14 protein-coding genes are annotated in these 15,227 nt (G+C 63.9%); 11 read left to right on the top strand and 3 right to left on the bottom strand.

All coding sequences use genetic code 11. The annotated features are described in order from the left end of the window. The first annotated feature begins 311 nt into the window (after positions 1–311). The gene (locus tag VGN46_RS08360) at positions 312–2,804 is read left to right on the top strand and encodes a protease pro-enzyme activation domain-containing protein (RefSeq protein WP_331642635.1); all 2,493 of its coding nucleotides are present in this window, start codon (positions 312–314) and stop codon (positions 2,802–2,804) included. Between the two features lie 48 nt (positions 2,805–2,852). On the opposite strand, the gene VGN46_RS08355 is transcribed toward VGN46_RS08360, so the two are convergent. After that, positions 2,853–3,218 (bottom strand): hypothetical protein, encoded by a 366-nt coding sequence (locus VGN46_RS08355; RefSeq protein WP_331642633.1) that lies wholly within the window; start codon positions 3,216–3,218, stop codon positions 2,853–2,855. A 1-nt stretch (position 3,219) separates the two neighbouring features. After that, the gene (locus VGN46_RS08350; protein WP_331642631.1) at positions 3,220–3,639 is read right to left on the bottom strand and encodes an RHS repeat-associated core domain-containing protein; all 420 of its coding nucleotides are present in this window, start codon (positions 3,637–3,639) and stop codon (positions 3,220–3,222) included. Between the two features lie 303 nt (positions 3,640–3,942). On the opposite strand from VGN46_RS08350, the gene VGN46_RS08345 reads away from it, so the two are divergent. From VGN46_RS08345 to VGN46_RS08320, 6 genes are all read left to right on the top strand, one after another. Then, positions 3,943–4,503: an isochorismatase family protein gene (locus tag VGN46_RS08345; RefSeq protein WP_331642629.1), complete on the top strand. Its 561-nt coding sequence runs from the start codon at positions 3,943–3,945 to the stop codon at positions 4,501–4,503. Then, positions 4,503–5,495, top strand: a complete 993-nt coding sequence (locus VGN46_RS08340; protein ID WP_331642627.1) for a GlxA family transcriptional regulator — start codon at positions 4,503–4,505, stop codon at positions 5,493–5,495. Before VGN46_RS08345 ends, VGN46_RS08340 begins: the two co-directional genes overlap by 1 nt. A gap of 77 nt (positions 5,496–5,572) precedes the next feature. Beyond that, positions 5,573–6,739, top strand: coding sequence for an AAA family ATPase (locus VGN46_RS08335; protein WP_331642625.1), 1,167 nt, complete (start codon positions 5,573–5,575; stop codon positions 6,737–6,739). A gap of 46 nt (positions 6,740–6,785) precedes the next feature. After that, positions 6,786–7,205, top strand: coding sequence for a hypothetical protein (locus tag VGN46_RS08330; protein WP_331642623.1), 420 nt, complete (start codon positions 6,786–6,788; stop codon positions 7,203–7,205). Further along, positions 7,202–7,720, top strand: a complete 519-nt coding sequence (locus tag VGN46_RS08325) for a 2'-5' RNA ligase family protein (RefSeq protein ID WP_331642621.1) — start codon at positions 7,202–7,204, stop codon at positions 7,718–7,720. The genes VGN46_RS08330 and VGN46_RS08325 overlap by 4 nt, the downstream gene beginning before the upstream one ends. Positions 7,721–7,842: 122 nt before the next feature. Next, the gene (locus VGN46_RS08320) at positions 7,843–8,130 is read left to right on the top strand and encodes a HigA family addiction module antitoxin (protein WP_331642619.1); all 288 of its coding nucleotides are present in this window, start codon (positions 7,843–7,845) and stop codon (positions 8,128–8,130) included. Here the strand turns inward: VGN46_RS08320 and VGN46_RS08315 are convergent. Then, positions 8,127–9,326 carry a GGDEF domain-containing protein gene (locus tag VGN46_RS08315; RefSeq protein ID WP_331642617.1) on the bottom strand — a complete coding sequence of 400 codons (1,200 nt, stop codon included), beginning with the start codon at positions 9,324–9,326 and terminating at the stop codon, positions 8,127–8,129. The genes VGN46_RS08320 and VGN46_RS08315 overlap by 4 nt on opposite strands. Positions 9,327–9,714: 388 nt before the next feature. Here VGN46_RS08315 and rimP point away from each other — a divergent pair, with 388 nt between their 5' ends. From rimP to rbfA, 4 genes are all read left to right on the top strand, one after another. Beyond that, positions 9,715–10,254 (top strand): ribosome maturation factor RimP, encoded by a 540-nt coding sequence (rimP, locus tag VGN46_RS08310; protein WP_331642615.1) that lies wholly within the window; start codon positions 9,715–9,717, stop codon positions 10,252–10,254. A gap of 46 nt (positions 10,255–10,300) precedes the next feature. Continuing rightward, positions 10,301–11,824 carry a transcription termination factor NusA gene (gene nusA, locus VGN46_RS08305; protein ID WP_331642613.1) on the top strand — a complete coding sequence of 508 codons (1,524 nt, stop codon included), beginning with the start codon at positions 10,301–10,303 and terminating at the stop codon, positions 11,822–11,824. A 130-nt stretch (positions 11,825–11,954) separates the two neighbouring features. After that, a complete protein-coding gene (infB, locus tag VGN46_RS08300; protein ID WP_331642611.1) occupies positions 11,955–14,885 on the top strand; it encodes a translation initiation factor IF-2 in 2,931 nt (976 codons plus the stop codon). A gap of 20 nt (positions 14,886–14,905) precedes the next feature. Then, positions 14,906–15,227, top strand: a 322-nt coding sequence (gene rbfA, locus VGN46_RS08295) for a 30S ribosome-binding factor RbfA (protein ID WP_331642609.1), incomplete at its 3' end; no start/stop codon positions are given.

Below are 15,227 nucleotides of genomic sequence, written 5' to 3'. Positions count from 1 at the left end.
CGACCGCTGCTTCAGGGGAGTGGCGCAATAACTTGCGCATACGTCACCACCTACGGATTTCACTGCGCGCAACATCCTTCTCGCCTTCACGAAATTTGCACGACATTCGTCACAGGAAAACGGCCACTGTAAACCGACACGATCTAAGTGAAAGGTTGGCGAAAGTTCTGGAACCGCTTGCTCGTTGGATGGGGGAGAACAAGGCGGGGAGGCTGGGGAGTCGCAATTTCCTGCGCTGAGCCGCTGGCAGTGACAACGCCGCCACGCAATGTGTGCGGCATTCCTACGGGCAAACGAAGGAACACAACTTAATGAAGATCGATGCGTTTCGCGTTACACGAAAGACGGCATTGACAGTCGCGATCACTCTCGCGATGACATCTTTGGGGAGCCACGCGCAGGACGCGTGGGTGTCTACGAATACCCAGGCCGCCCTGTTGCCTGCGGCCACCACGCAGGTTCTCGCTGTCAGCAGCACCGCCGCCACCCCTGTCGCCGCAGGGTACAGGCTCAACATGACCGGTCAGCCTTCGATCGAAGGGGCAGCGGTTACTGCGATGGCGGCCGACCATCCGATGCACGTCGTTATCAGCATGAAGCTGCGCAACCCGGACCAGCTGCAGACCTTCCTGCACAACGTCACCACGCCGGGTAACGCCGCCTTCGGCAAGTTCCTCTCGCCTGACCAGTTCAAGGCGCAGTACGGGCCGACCCAGGCGCAGGTCGATGCCGTGGTTGCTCACCTGAAGCAATCCGGCTTCACGAACATCGAAGTGACGCCGAACAACCTGCTGATCTCGGCGGACGGTAACGCCAACGCAGCCACCACGGGCTTCCACACCTCGATCAAGCGGTTTGAGCAGGGTGGTCGCGAGTTCTTCGCCAATGATGCTCCGGCGCTCGTGCCGGCCGCGCTCGGCGAATCGGTCAATGCGGTGCTTGGCCTGCAGAACGTTAGTGTGAAGCACACACTGCACCACGTGTACCACCCTGAGCGCGTCACCGTGCCGGGCCCCGCATCGAGCACGCAGGCAGCGGCCGCGGTCGCGGCTCACCATCCGCAGGACTTCGCCGCGATCTATGGCGGCAGCAGCATTCCCGCGGCGACGAATACCGCGGTAGGTATCATCACCTGGGGTTCGATCACGCAGACCGTGACTGACCTCAACAGCTTTACCTCCAGCGCCGGGCTCGGCACCGTCAACAGCACGATCACCAAGGTCGGCAGCGGTACCTTCGCCAACGATCCGGATTCCAATGGTGAGTGGTCGCTGGACAGCCAGGACATCGTCGGTATCGCCGGCGGCGTGAAGCAGCTGATTTTCTACACCTCGGCCAACGGTAACTCGAGCTCGTCGGGTATTACCGATGCGGGCATCACGGCGACCTACAACAAGGCGGTCACCGACAACATCGCCAAGCTGATCAACGTGTCGCTCGGCGAAGATGAAACCGCGGCGCAGCAGTCCGGTACGCAGGCTGCGGATGATGCGATCTTCCAGCAGGCGGTCGCCCAGGGCCAGATCTTCTCGATCGCCTCCGGCGATGCCGGTGTGTATCAGTGGTCGACGGATCCCACGTCCGGTTCGCCGGGTTATGTGGCCAATTCGGCGGGCACCGTGAAGATCGACCTGACCCACTACTCGGTCAGCGAGCCGGCCAGCTCGCCGTACGTCATCCAGGTCGGCGGCACGCAGCTGTCGACGAGCGGCACGACATGGTCAGGTGAAACCGTGTGGAACGAAGGTCTCTCGGCCATCGCGCCGAGCCAGGGCGACAACAACCAGCGCCTGTGGGCAACCGGTGGTGGCACGAGCCTATACGAGGCTGCACCGTCGTGGCAGTCGTCGGTCTCCAGCAGCACCAAGCGCGTGGGTCCGGATGTGTCCTTTGACGCGGCGTCCTCGTCTGGTGCGCTGATCGTCGTCAACGGCTCCACCGAGCAGGTAGGTGGTACGTCGCTGGCCTCGCCGTTGTTCGTCGGCGCCTTTGCGCGTATCGAATCGGCGAATGCGAACGCCATTGGCTTCCCGGCCTCGAAGTTCTACGCCGCGTTCCCGACGCAGACGTCGCTTCTGCATGACGTAACCTCGGGCAACAACGGCTACCAGAACCACGGCTATACCGCGGCTACTGGCTTCGATGAAGCCACCGGCTTCGGTAGCTTCGATATCGGCAAGCTCAATACGTATGCGCAGGCTAACTGGGTCAGCGGTGGTGGTACGACCAATGCACCGCCGGTGGCGAACTTCAGCGTCGCAACCAGCGGGCTGACGGCGACCTTCACCGATAGCTCCACCGATAGCGATGGCAGCATCGCCTCGCATGCGTGGACCTTCGGCGATGGCGGCACGTCTACGGCGAGCAGCCCGAGCCACACGTATACGGCGGCCGGCACCTATAGCGTCAGCGAAACGGTGACCGATAACGCCGGGGCGACCAACACCAAGACCTCGTCGGTCACGGTGACCTCCTCGGGTGGCGGCGGTGGCAATGTGCTGCAGAACGGAGTGGCCGTTACGGGCCTCTCGGCTGCCAAGAACGCCAAGCTCAACTACACGGTGGTGGTGCCCGCGGGTGCGACGAACCTGAAGATCGCGATCTCGGGTGGTTCGGGTGATGCGGATCTGTACGTGAAGTTCGGCTCGGCGCCGACGACATCGAGCTACGACTGCCGCCCGTATGTCACGGGTAACACGGAATCGTGCACGGCGGCCTCGCCGCAGACCGGCACGTATTACGTGATGCTCAATGCGTACGCTGCGTTTTCGGGCGTGACGTTGAAGGCGACCTGGACCAACTAAGTGCGCGTGTGAAACGTTGCCCGCCCCGCATGGGGCGGGCAACTTCGGTCAGGGTGACGACCAGTGGTAGGTCTTGATCACCTTGCCGTCGCCGTCGAGATCCACGGTCCAGGCTTCGATGTCGGGGAGCAGTGGGTGGATCCACCACAGGCGTCGAACACAGGGAGCCTTGCAGCGGCTGTCGGCCGTGGTGAAGGCCCTGCCTGCGCCAGGATCAGGGCTGGTAGCGACCTCAACGCCGGGCGTGAACCAGAACGACGAGACTACGCTCTGTTCCGACGCGCCCAGCCGTATTTCCTCTTGCACGCGCCCTTGGTAATGGGTGATCGCGATGGCGGCAAGGATATATGTGGCCAGCAGTCCCGCTATGGCCTGGACGAGGCGTACGCCGATGATTCGTGTCGATGCTCGCATCTCACGCCGCTCCGTTAGGAGTTGCGTCTTTGCGTTCTTCGGGCTTTGGCGTCTGATCTGGATCCTTCGTATCCCTCTTGATCATGTTGCTGGCCGCCATGTCCTGGGCCGGGGTAGTACTGATGACGCTGACCACCTGGTCGCGGCCGTCGGGATCGATGTTGTTGTAGGGGCTGTTGCCGGCGTACTGGTAACGATTGAACCGATCCAGGTTGGCAGGAACAGTGGGCAGTGGGTCCATGCTGAGGAATCGGCCCAGCGCCGAGTCGTAGTACCTCGCCTGCTTATAGATAAGCTGCGATTCGCTGTCGTCCACATGCCCTGTATAGCCTGGGCCGTTCGTTTGATCCGACGCAACCTGCTTTCCGAACGGGCTCCGCTCGGGATTCGATTTCTGGTTGCCGGACGCATCAGTCGTCATGAGGACGGTGCCTTGCGGGTCCGTGTAGTAGTACGTGACTTCCTTTGAGAGCGCCTGGCCTGCGAACAGGGCGAGCCATGCCCGCCGAGCCAACGCCTGTTCTATATATTTCCCCGGCCCTAGTTTAGTCACATTACTGAGAAAATGCGGTACCCGTGGAAAAGCCGCGAGCGAATCTCGGACGGCCTTGTAGCCTATAACGCTGAGATGGCGCGAAATGTCCGGAGTGGGGCAGTTCTGGGCCTGTTAAGCGGAGGTCCTGGGGTGCAGACTTTGTCCTGCCCACCCCACCCAGGATCTGAAATGGCTTCCGACACCGCGCTTATCGTCATCGACGTCCAGGAATCGTTCCGACACCGGCCGTACTGGCGGGAAGAGGGCGTATCCGGATACATCGCTCGCCAGCAGGCCCTGATCGATGGCGCGATGGCCCAGGGCATCCCGGTGGTCCGGATCTTCCATGTGGAAGACGAGGGGGCGTTCTCTGAAGCGTCAGGCTACGTCACGACGCTTGCGCCGCTGCGTATCGACCCCGCCGTGACGTTCCGCAAGCGTCGGCACTCTGCGTTGGTGGGTTCAGGCCTGGATGTCTGGCTTACCGAGCACGGTATCCGCCGGCTCATCATTTCAGGCATCCGCACCGAGCAGTGCTGCGAGACCACGACGCGGCATGCCTCGGATCTTGGCTACGAGGTGGACTACGTGGGCGAGGCAACGCTGACCTTCCCGATGACGGACGTCACGAGGCGCGAATGGAGCGCGGATGAAATCCGTGCCCGGACCGAGCTGGTGCTCGCCGATCGCTTCGCCCGCATCGCTACTGTCGAGGAAGCCCTCGCGTCTGGCCTGGGCAAGGCAGCGTAGTGACGACGATCCTGCCCGTATGCGTCGTGGTGCCGCCGAGGGTGCTCCTGTTGGATCTCGCTGGCCCGGTGGAAGTGTTGCGCAAGGCGAACCTCCTGCAGGCCGAGGTTCGCTTTGAGGTTAGCTTCGTCGGGCCACGCCGTAGGGTAGGAAGCTCCATTGGTCTGGGTGTCGACGGGATCGCGCCCCTGCCTGCGCGAATCGAGGCCGGCAACATGCTGGTGGTTCCGGGGTCCGCCGACGTGCCTCTTGGCGACCGCCGTGCCACGGCGGACGACGACACGGCCGCGGAACAGGCGATCGTGGATTGGCTGGCGGAGGTCGTGCGCCCCGGCATTCGCGTAATGTCGATCTGCTCGGGCGCCATGCTGGTAGGCCGGGCAGGCTTGCTGGATGGCTTTGAGTGCACCACGCATCACGCGGATACGGCTGAGCTCGCCAAGGCCTTCCCGCTCGCAAAAGTGCGCGAGAACCGCCTGTACGTGGAAGATGGTGAGCGGCTGAGTAGCGCGGGAATCACGTCCGGCATCGACCTGATGCTGCACCTCGTTGCGAATGCGGTAGGGCCGGCCGTCGCCGTGGCCGTCGCGCGGTATCTCGTGGTCTATCTGCGCCGCGCGGGCGGCGATCCGCAGCTGTCACCTTGGCTGGAGGGGCGCAACCACATGCACCCAGCGATCCACCGTGCACAGGACGCCGTTGCCGCCGATCCGGCACAAGCGTGGTCGGTGGAGGCGCTGGCGCATGTCGCGGCGGCAAGCCCGAGGCACCTGTCACGCCTGTTCAACGAGCACGCGGGGATGAGCGTCAGCGAGTACGTCAGCCACATGCGTGTGGCCCTGGCGCAAGAGCTGCTGGTCGGATCGCGGCTCGATATGGAGGCCGTCGCCGAGCGGGCGGGGTTTGGTTCAACCCGACAGTTGCGGCGCGCGTGGGCGCGCAGCCACGGCTTGTCGCCAAGCCACTTCCGTGGCGAGGCCGGACAGCCTTAGCGTTGCCTGCCGTCCTGTCTCAAGCGCCGAGATCGCGTGGGGATATCCTGCGGATCCACCGCCGTTGAAGGATCAACATGCTCACCACGCTCGCCGTCGCCAACTATCGGTCACTACGTTCGCTGGTCATGCCCATGGGATCGCTCAATCTCGTGACAGGTGCCAATGGCAGCGGCAAGTCCAGCATTTATCGCGCGCTGCGGCTCCTTGCCGAGACGGCGCAGGGCGGTGTGGTTGGCGCGCTGTCCCGCGAGGGTGGCCTCGGCTCGACGCTGTGGGCCGGCCCTGAAAAATTCACTCGGGGCATGCTCGCTGGCACGGAAGCGGTCGAAGGCAGCCACCGGCGTGACAACGCCGTCGCACTGAAGCTTGGTTTTTCGAGCGACGAGTTCGGTTACGCCATCGATCTCGGTTATCCCGTGCCGTCGTTGTCCATGTTTGACTTCGATCCGGCCATCAAGTCGGAAGTGATCTTCAACGGCACTTTCCTGCGCGAGTCGAGCAAGCTTGTCGAGCGAAAGGGAGCGGCGGTTCGCTCGCGTGATGGCAAGCGCTGGCGCGTCGTCGCACAGCACATGGCCCCGTTTGAGTCGATCTTCACCGAAATGGCCGACCCCGAGCGCGCGCCGGAAGTGCTCGCGCTGCGTGAAACCATCCGTGGATGGCGTTTCTACGATCATTTCCGTTCCGATGCCGATGCACCGGCACGCCTGCCGCAGCTGGCGACACGTACGCCAGTGCTCAGTCATGATGGGCGCGACCTCGCTGCCGCGTGGCAGACGATCCGGGAGATCGGCGACACGCGCGGACTCGATGCCGCAGTGGACGATGCTTTCCCCGGCGCGCGTGTTTCGGTCGTAGGGGAGGGCGACCGGCTCAGCCTGCGCTTCCACCAGCCTGGCCTGCTACGCCCGCTGGCATCGGCCGAGCTTTCCGATGGCACCCTCCGGTACCTGTTGTGGATCGCCGCGCTGCATACTCCGCGGCCACCCCCGTTGATGGTATTGAACGAGCCAGAGACGAGCCTCCATCCCGATTTGCTGCCTGCGCTCGGTCGGTTGATTCTTGGTGCCTCCAAACGCAGCCAGGTGTGGGTCGTCTCCCACGCGTCCCGGCTCATCGCTACGCTTGAAGGCGCCGAAGCATGCAACAGCGTGCGCCTCGAGAAGACGCTGAGTCAGACAAAGATCGAAGGCCAGGGCATGCTCGACGAACCACCCTGGCACTGGCTGGAAGATCGCTAGGCGGTGAGGCGCTACCATGGCCGGACCGGGATCACGTGAGGACACCATGCAGATCAGAGGCGCATGTCATTGCGGCAACGTGGCGTTTGAACTCGAATGGCCGGACCATGTGCCGGTGGCCACTCGTGAGTGTGGGTGCACGTTCTGCCAGAAGCACGGCGCGGAGTGGACGGCCAATCCGCACGCGTCGCTGCACGTGCGCGTGGCTAACACCAGCCTGGTATCCATGCATCGCTTTGGCACGAACACCGCCGACTTTCATGTCTGTGCGCGTTGCGGTGTAGTCACCCTTTGCACGAGTGACATCGAAGGACATCAATACGCCGTTGTGAATACGCGCGCATTCGAACATCGCAGCATGCTTTCGCCGCCGGCGCCGGTGGATTTTGAAGGCGAGGAAGAAGATGCGCGACTCCGCCGCCGGGCGCGCAACTGGATAGGTCACGTCGTTATTGAGGCGGTATGAGCCGCACCCTCCTGGCATTACTGGTGCCCGATGCGGATCCGCTGGTTGGCGACCTGCGTGCGAAGCTGGATCCTGCGGCAAAGCTTGGCTTTGGCGCGCACATTACGCTCGTCTACCCGTTCTACGATTCTGACGCGATTACTGTGGCGCACCTTGTGTCGCTGGATGCGGCGGTGGCTTTGCATCGGCCCCTGGCGTTTTCAATGGATGCAGTGGGCACGTTTTCATCCACTGTATGGCTGGCGCCAGCCCCCGATGGCGAGATCGTCGAACTCGTCCGCGCGCTGGAGCGGGCATTCCCAGACCTGCCGACCGCGGGTCCAGCCCACGAACGCTTCGTGCCACACCTGTCGGTTGCACGAAATGTGCGCCGAGCCAGTGACCGGGACACGGTGGCGCGGGTCCTTGAGGAGCGACTCGAGGACGATACCGTGAGGTGCCAGTGCATTGAAGTACATGTCATGGTGCGCGAGCCGAGCCGTTGGCGATCAATCCACCGCAGCCCCTTGGGGTAGTCGTCTTGTCGCCTGGTTGAGCGGCGAGACAGCTGTCGCCGCCGTAGTTGCGCGTCGGCTTTCGCTGGGAAGACGGCCATGCCCACGCTGTCGAAATCGTCGACTGTCACTAAAGGTGCTTTATGACTCAGCTAATGCCGTCCGTGCACCCTGGAGAAATCCTGCGCGAGGAATACATGCGACCTCTCGGTCTTTCGGCCAATGCGCTGGCGCTTGGCGTGACAGCGGCGCGGGTCAATGAACTGGTCGCTGGCAAGCGTGGCGTAACCGCAGATACCGCACTTCGGCTGGCACGTTACTTCGGCACGGATCCGCGAAGCTGGATGAACCTGCAGCTCGACTACGAGCTGGAGGTGACGGGGCGCCGTATCGGCGATGCTATCGAGCGGATCCGTCCGCGCGCTGCCTAGCCCCTGGGCAGCGCGTCGGCGGTGGCTGGCTCCCCGGGCGTGCTTCCCGCGGCGTCCAGCACCATCGACTCGACCCGGTCGCGGCCGGTGCGTTTGGCTTGGTAAAGGGCTGCGTCTGCGGTGTCGATCAGGCGCTGGATGTGGATGCCTGCGCCCGTGGCGACGCCGACGCTGGTGGTGAAGACGATGGGTTCACCAGCGTAGTGCGCGGGCGAGCGCTCGACGAGCGCGCGCAGCGACTCGGCCAGCGTCACGGCCACATTGGCGCTGGTGCACGGCACCAGGAGCAGGAATTCTTCCCCGCCATAGCGAGACAACAGCGCACGGTGGGGGATGCCGCCTTCCCGCAAGGTCTGGGCGAAGTGCTTCAGGACCGCATCGCCACCCGCGTGGCCCCAGCGGTCGTTGATCGCCTTGAAGCGGTCCAGGTCGAACAGGAGTACCGCATGGGTAGGTTCGCGGTTGGCCTGGAGGACGGGCGTCGCTGCATTGAGCAGGGCTGTTCGATTCAGCAGGCCGGTCAGCCCATCGATATCCGCCGCGATCCGGAGGTCGTGGACCAGGCGCTGCGAGAGCATCAGGGTGAAGCCCGTGCTGAGCAGGAACGTGCAGAGAATGCCGAAGAGGTAGTTCGATGCCGTCAGGAGGGAAAGGAGTTCGGGCGATTCAATCTCAGGATGCAACGAGACAAGTCCCCTGATCACGTAGAACAGGGCGTCGATCAGGAAGATCAGGGCCGTGAATGTGCTGCCGGCCCTTAGTTCGCGGGGTGCGCGAAGCAGGAAGTACACCATCCAGCCATCCCAGAGGATGCTCTTGAGCCCGAATACGGCGCTCTCGAACGGCTGGCTCGGTGGCCACGCCATGAAAGCGATCTGGATCAACAGGAAGACCGCAATGACCAGGGCGGGCCAGCGCCACTGGAGGGGGCGGCCCAGGTGCATGGCGATCCCCACCAGCATGGCGGCGTTGGCCAGGGCGATAAGGGCACTGCCGATGATGGCGGACAGGAAGCTGCCGTTCTCATCATAGCCTTCGGCCAGGCCGGCAAAGGTCAGCAGCCAGAAGGCGGCGGCCCAGACGTGCAGGGCGGGCATGCCGCGCAGCACCAGGCTCATCAGCGAAAAGCTCAGTGCGATAGCCACGCCCACCGCCAGGCCGATCATGCCTAGTGTGTGGACATCCAGCCCGGTCACCCCATCCATCCGTCCGAACCCCCCGTTCGCTCACGTGGACATTCTAAGGGCATTAACGCGCAGGATGGGCCGGGGTTACACCCGCCGCCGTGTCAGGGGTGAACTTGCGCGAAGCAGGGGATTTGAGCTAGAATTGCTGAATCTTAAGCGCCGTTAACCATCGATCACGTATCGCGGGCCTATGTCGCTTCAGGACCTTTCTTTTTACAAGAAAGCCTCCTCGTGAGGCTTTTTTGTTGGGCGCAGGGATGGCGTCCAGCGATCCTCGTGAGCGCCTGCAAGGCTCCTCGCAGGCGCTGGGAGGAAGTGTCGGGATACATCGGCGACGAAAGGAATGGGCCGTTCGCGCCCTTTTTTTGTTTCTGGCGACCAGAAAACCGTAGGTAACGTGGACACCAACGCACTAACACAACGCTTTTCAGAGATCGTGGCCGACCTGGGCCTCGAAGTGCTGGGTATGGAATTCCTGCCGGCCGGTGGCGGGCAGAGCACGCTGCGCGTCTTCCTGGATATCCCGGAAGACCAGCGCGAAGGCCGCGAATCGCCCGAGGTCACCGTGGAGGACTGCGAGGCTGCGAGCCGCGAGTTCTCGGCCTGGCTGGATGTTGAAGATCCGATCCCCGGCAACTATGTACTCGAGGTCTCCTCCCCCGGCATCGACCGGCCCCTGTTCAGCGCCGCGCAGTTCGCGCGCGTCACGGGCCAGGAAGTGAAGGTGCTGCTGAAGGCCCCGATCGAGGGTCGCCGCCGTCTCAAGGGCAACGTCGTTGAAGTAAACGGCGAGCACATTGTGCTGGAAGGCGAGGCCGGCAAGTTCGAATTCGAACACGCGGACGTTGAAAGCGCCCGCGTGGTTCCAGATTGGGTGGCGCTGGGTTATGCCCCGCAGCCGAAGCCCAGCCTGGGCGAAAAGAAGAAATCCAAATAACGAAACGACGGGATGCCACAGGGCATCCTCAACGGGAGTAGCGGCAATGAGCAAAGAACTTTTGCTGGTAGTCGACGCGGTCGCCAATGAAAAGGGCGTGCCGCGCGATGTCATTTTTGAAGCCATGGAAGCGGCGCTGGCCTCTGCCGCCAAGAAGCGCTATTCCGAAGAGGACCCGGACATCTACGTCGAGATCGATTCCGACACGGGCGAGTACAAGACGTTCCGTCGCTGGGAAGTCATCGCGGACGATGGCGAGATGGAGGATCCGTCCTTCCAGATTCGCCAGATGGACGTGGAAGACGAAGTCGCTACCGGTGGCGAACTGATCAAGACCGCGGACGAAGACCAACTCTATATCTTGCGCCAGATCGAAAACGCCGAGTTCGGCCGCATCGCCGCCCAGGCCGCGAAGCAGGTCATCGTCCAGCGCGTCCGCGAGGCCGAGCGCCAGCAGGTCGTCGATGCCTTCGTCGATCGCGTCGGCGAGCTGGTCACCGGTATCGTCAAGCGCGTCGAGCGCGGCAACGTCTACCTCGATCTCGGCAGCAACGCCGAAGCGTTCATTCCGCGCGACAAGACGATTCCCCGCGAATCGCACCGCGTGGGCGACCGCGTCCGCGGCTACCTGTTCGAAGTGAAGTCGGAAATCCGCGGCCCGCAGCTGTTCGTTTCGCGCAGCGCCCCGGAATTCATGATGGAGCTGTTCAAGCTCGAAGTGCCGGAAGTCGGCCAGGGCCTGGTCGAGATCAAGGGTTGCGCCCGCGATCCGGGCGATCGCGCCAAAATCGCCGTCGTCGCGCACGATAGCCGCACCGATCCCATCGGCGCGTGCATCGGCATGCGTGGTTCGCGCGTGCAGGCCGTGTCCAACGAGCTCAATGGCGAGCGCGTCGATATCATCCTGTGGCACGAAAACCAGGCCCAGTACGTCATCAACGCCATGGCGCCGGCGGAAGTGCAGTCGATCATCATGGATGAAGAGAAGCACTCCATGGATATCGCGGTGGCCGAGGACAAGCTGTCCCAGGCGATCGGCCGTGGTGGCCAGAACGTGCGCCTCGCCAGCAAGCTCACCGGCTGGCAGCTCAACGTCATGACGCAGGATCAGGTCACCGCGAAGAGCGAGGCCGAGCAGACGGCGGCGCTGGAGCTGTTCCAGGAAAAGCTCGAGGTCGACGCGGAAATCGCCGGCATCCTCGTGCAGGAAGGCTTCTCGTCGGTCGAAGAAATCGCCTACGTGCCTAGCGCCGAACTGCTCGCCATCGAAGGCTTCGACGAAGACATCGTTGAAGAGCTCCGCGCCCGCGCTCGCGACGCGCTGCTCACGCAGGCGCTGGCTGTTGAAGAAAATGTGGAAGGGCCGGACCAGGAGCTCCTGGATCTGGACGGTATGGATGAGGGTACGGCTTACGCACTCGTCGAGCGCGGCATTCGCACGCTGGACGACCTGGGCGACCTGGCCGTCGATGAACTCATCGATATCGAAGGCATGACCGAGGAGCGCGCTTCGCAGCTGATCATGGCTGCCCGCGCGCCGATGATCGCCCGACTGGAGAAGGGCGGCTAAGCGCGGCACCGGAAGCGCCCCGGAGGGGCGCCCCGAGGGAGGCCACACGGCCTCCCGCCAGGGACGGAGGCAGCCTGAGATCGCATCGATGGCACGGGTAACGCGCGGGAACGGCGGAGAATGAAGAACGATGTCGGACGTCACTATTAAACAACTCGCCCAGGTACTGGGTATGCCGGTCGACAAGCTGCTTTCGCAGCTTGGCGAGGCCGGAATGAATTTCTCCAACTCGGAGCAGGTCATCAGCAGCACTGAAAAGGTGAAGCTGCTTGGCTTCCTGCGCCGCACGCACGGCAAGAACGAACCGGCTCCCGAAGCGGAAGACAGCTCGCCGCGCCAGATCACATTGAAGCGTCGCACCGTCGGTGAGCTGAAGGTCAGCTCCGGCTCCGGCCGTGGCGCTGGCCCGGCGAAGACCGTGAACGTGGAAGTGCGCGCCAAGCGTACCTACGTGAAGCGCGGCAGCATCGGTGAAGACGCGCCGGTCGATAACGAGCGCGACGAGGCTGCGCGCAAGCTGGCCGAATCGCAGGCCCAGCGCGAGCACGAAGAGAACGAGCGCCGCGAAGAAGCCGAGCGCCGCGAGCAGGCCGAGGCCGAGCGTCGTGAGCAGGCCGAAGCCGAGGCACGCCGCCAGGAAGAGGCCGCCGTCGAGGCGCGCCGCCAGGCCGAGGCCCAGGCCGCGGCTGAGCGCGCACGCGCCGAAGAGGCATCGCGTGCCGCTGCCTCGACTGCCGAGCAGCCGGTGGCTCCCGCCGTCACGGAAAGCGCAGGTACGGCGGAAGCCGCCCCCGCGGCCGCCGGTGACGATCAGTTGGGCCACCAGACGGCTAAGCTCGACTCGCGCAAGCTCGGCATGATCCTGCCGCGCATCCACGAACCGCGTAAGCGCGAGCGCATTGTTTCCAAGCCGACCCCGCCGCCTGCGCCCGCTCCGGCACCGGCGCCCGCGCCTGTCGCGGCTCGTCCGGCGCCAGCTGCCGCCCGTCCGGGCGCACCGGCGGCTGGCGCTTCGCGCCCGGCACCGGGCGCTATTGCCGCTGCCAACGACACGCGTGGTAACGCGCGTCCGAAGCACGGTGGCGGTGCGGGCACGGGTGCAGGCAACGGTCGTGGCGGTGATCGCGATTCGGGTGGCAAGCGCTTCGGCGCGGGTGAGATGCACCTGTCCGATGCCGACCGCGCACGCCGTTCCAGCGGCAAGGGCGCGCGTGGCAAGCAGGGTCGCGGTGGCCGTTCCGAGCCGTCACGCGGCTCCGCCGCCTCCAGCGGTCCGCATGGCTTCACCCGCCCGACGGCGGCTGTCGTCCGCGACGTGGTCATTGGCGATAACAACCTCGTCGCCGACCTCGCGCAGAAGATGGCCGTGAAGGGCGCCGAAGTGGTCAAGACCCTGTTCAAGATGGGCGTCATGGCCACGATCAACCAGACGATCGACCATGACACCGCGGCACTTGTCGTCGAAGAGCTGGGCCACAACCCGGTTCGTGCGACCGACAACGACGCCGAAGCGGCACTGGTTCTGCACACCACGGCGGAGCTCGATGGCGACAAGGTCTCGCGTCCGCCGGTCGTCACCATCATGGGTCACGTCGACCACGGCAAGACCTCGCTGCTCGACTACATTCGTCGCACCAAGGTCGCGTCGGGCGAAGCCGGCGGCATCACGCAGCACATCGGCGCCTACCACGTGGAAACCGAGCGCGGCGTGATCACTTTCCTCGACACCCCGGGTCACGAGGCCTTCACGGCCATGCGTGCTCGCGGTGCCCAGGCAACCGACATCGTCATCCTGGTGGTGGCGGCCGACGACGGCGTCATGCCGCAAACCAAGGAAGCCATCCACCACGCGAAAGCGGCCGGTGTGCCCATCGTGGTTGCGATCAACAAGATCGACAAGCCCGATGCCAACCCTGACCGTGTCAAGCAGGAACTGGTGGCTGAAGAGGTCGTGCCTGAAGAATACGGCGGCGATTCGCCCTTCGTGGCTGTGTCGGCAAAAACCGGCGACGGCATCGACGAGCTGCTCGAACAGGTGCTGCTGCAGGCCGAAGTGCTGGAGCTCAAGGCTCCCGTCGATACCCAGGCCAAGGGCCTGGTCATCGAAGCCAAGCTCGACAAGGGCCGCGGCCCGGTCGCGACGATCCTGGTGCAGAGCGGCACGCTCAAGCGCGGCGACGCCGTGCTGGCCGGCGCAAGCTTCGGCCGCGTTCGTGCCATGCTCGACGAAGTCGGCAAGCCCATCGCCGAGGCGGGTCCCTCGATTCCGGTCGAGATCCAGGGCCTGACCGAAGTGCCGGGTGCCGGCGACGAGCTCATCGTGTTGAGCGACGAGCGCAAGGCACGCGAAATCGCGCTGTTCCGCCAGGGCAAGTTCCGCGACGTCAAGCTGGCCCGCCAGCAGGCGGCCAAGCTCGAGTCGCTGTTCGACAACATGGGCGAAGGCGCGCAGACTCTGGCTTTGATCGTCAAGACCGACGTGCAGGGTTCGCAGGAAGCGCTGGTGCAGGCGCTGACCAAGCTGTCCACCGACGAAGTTCGGGTGCAGGTCGTGCACGCCGCTGTGGGTGGTATCTCGGAAAGCGACATCAACCTGGCCATCGCGTCCAAGGCTGTCGTCATCGGCTTCAACGTGCGTGCCGACGCCAGCGCCAAGAAGCTGGCCGAAGGAAACGGCATCGATGTGCGCTACTACAACATCATCTACGACGCTGTGGATGAGGTGAAAGCGGCCATGTCGGGCATGTTGGCTCCCGAGAAGCGCGAAGAAGTCGTGGGTCTGGTCGAGATCCGCGAAGTGTTCAGTGTCTCGCGCATCGGCAACATCGCCGGCTGCATGGTGCTCGACGGTGTGGTCCGCCGCAACGCCCACGTGCGCCTGCTGCGCAACAACGTGGTCCAGTGGACCGGCGACATCGATTCGCTGCGCCGCTTCAAGGACGACGTGCGCGAGGTCAAGGCAGGTTTCGATTGCGGTATTACGCTGCGCAACAATAACGACATCGCGATCGGCGACCAGCTCGAGGTGTTCGAAGTCAAGGAAGTGGCGCGTACCCTGTAAAAGCGGTACGTGCGGTAAAAATGAGTCGTCACAGGCAGAAAAAGCTCCCCGGCGGCCGCAATTTGCGGCTCGCCGACCAGATCCAGAAGGATCTGGCGGAAATGATCCAGCGCGAGGTCGAGATCTCGCGTGCGGGTCTCGTTACGCTCACCGGGGTGGACCTGACGGCCGATTACGCTCATGCGACGGTGTATTTCACCGTGCTGGGCGCCGAGCCTGAGGTCGCCCTGCAGGCGCTCAACGAAAAGGCCGGTTGGCTGCATTCCCTGCTGTTCAAGCAATTGCATATCCATACCGTGCCCACGCTGCACTTCGTCCATGACGAATACCTGTCGCGGGGCA

The sequence above is a fragment of the Luteibacter sp. genome (genome assembly GCF_036500425.1).
Classification (GTDB): Bacteria; Pseudomonadota; Gammaproteobacteria; order Xanthomonadales; family Rhodanobacteraceae; genus Luteibacter.
The sequence above is the reverse complement of the archived record's forward strand: the minus strand, read 5'-3'. Positions and strand labels throughout refer to the sequence as shown.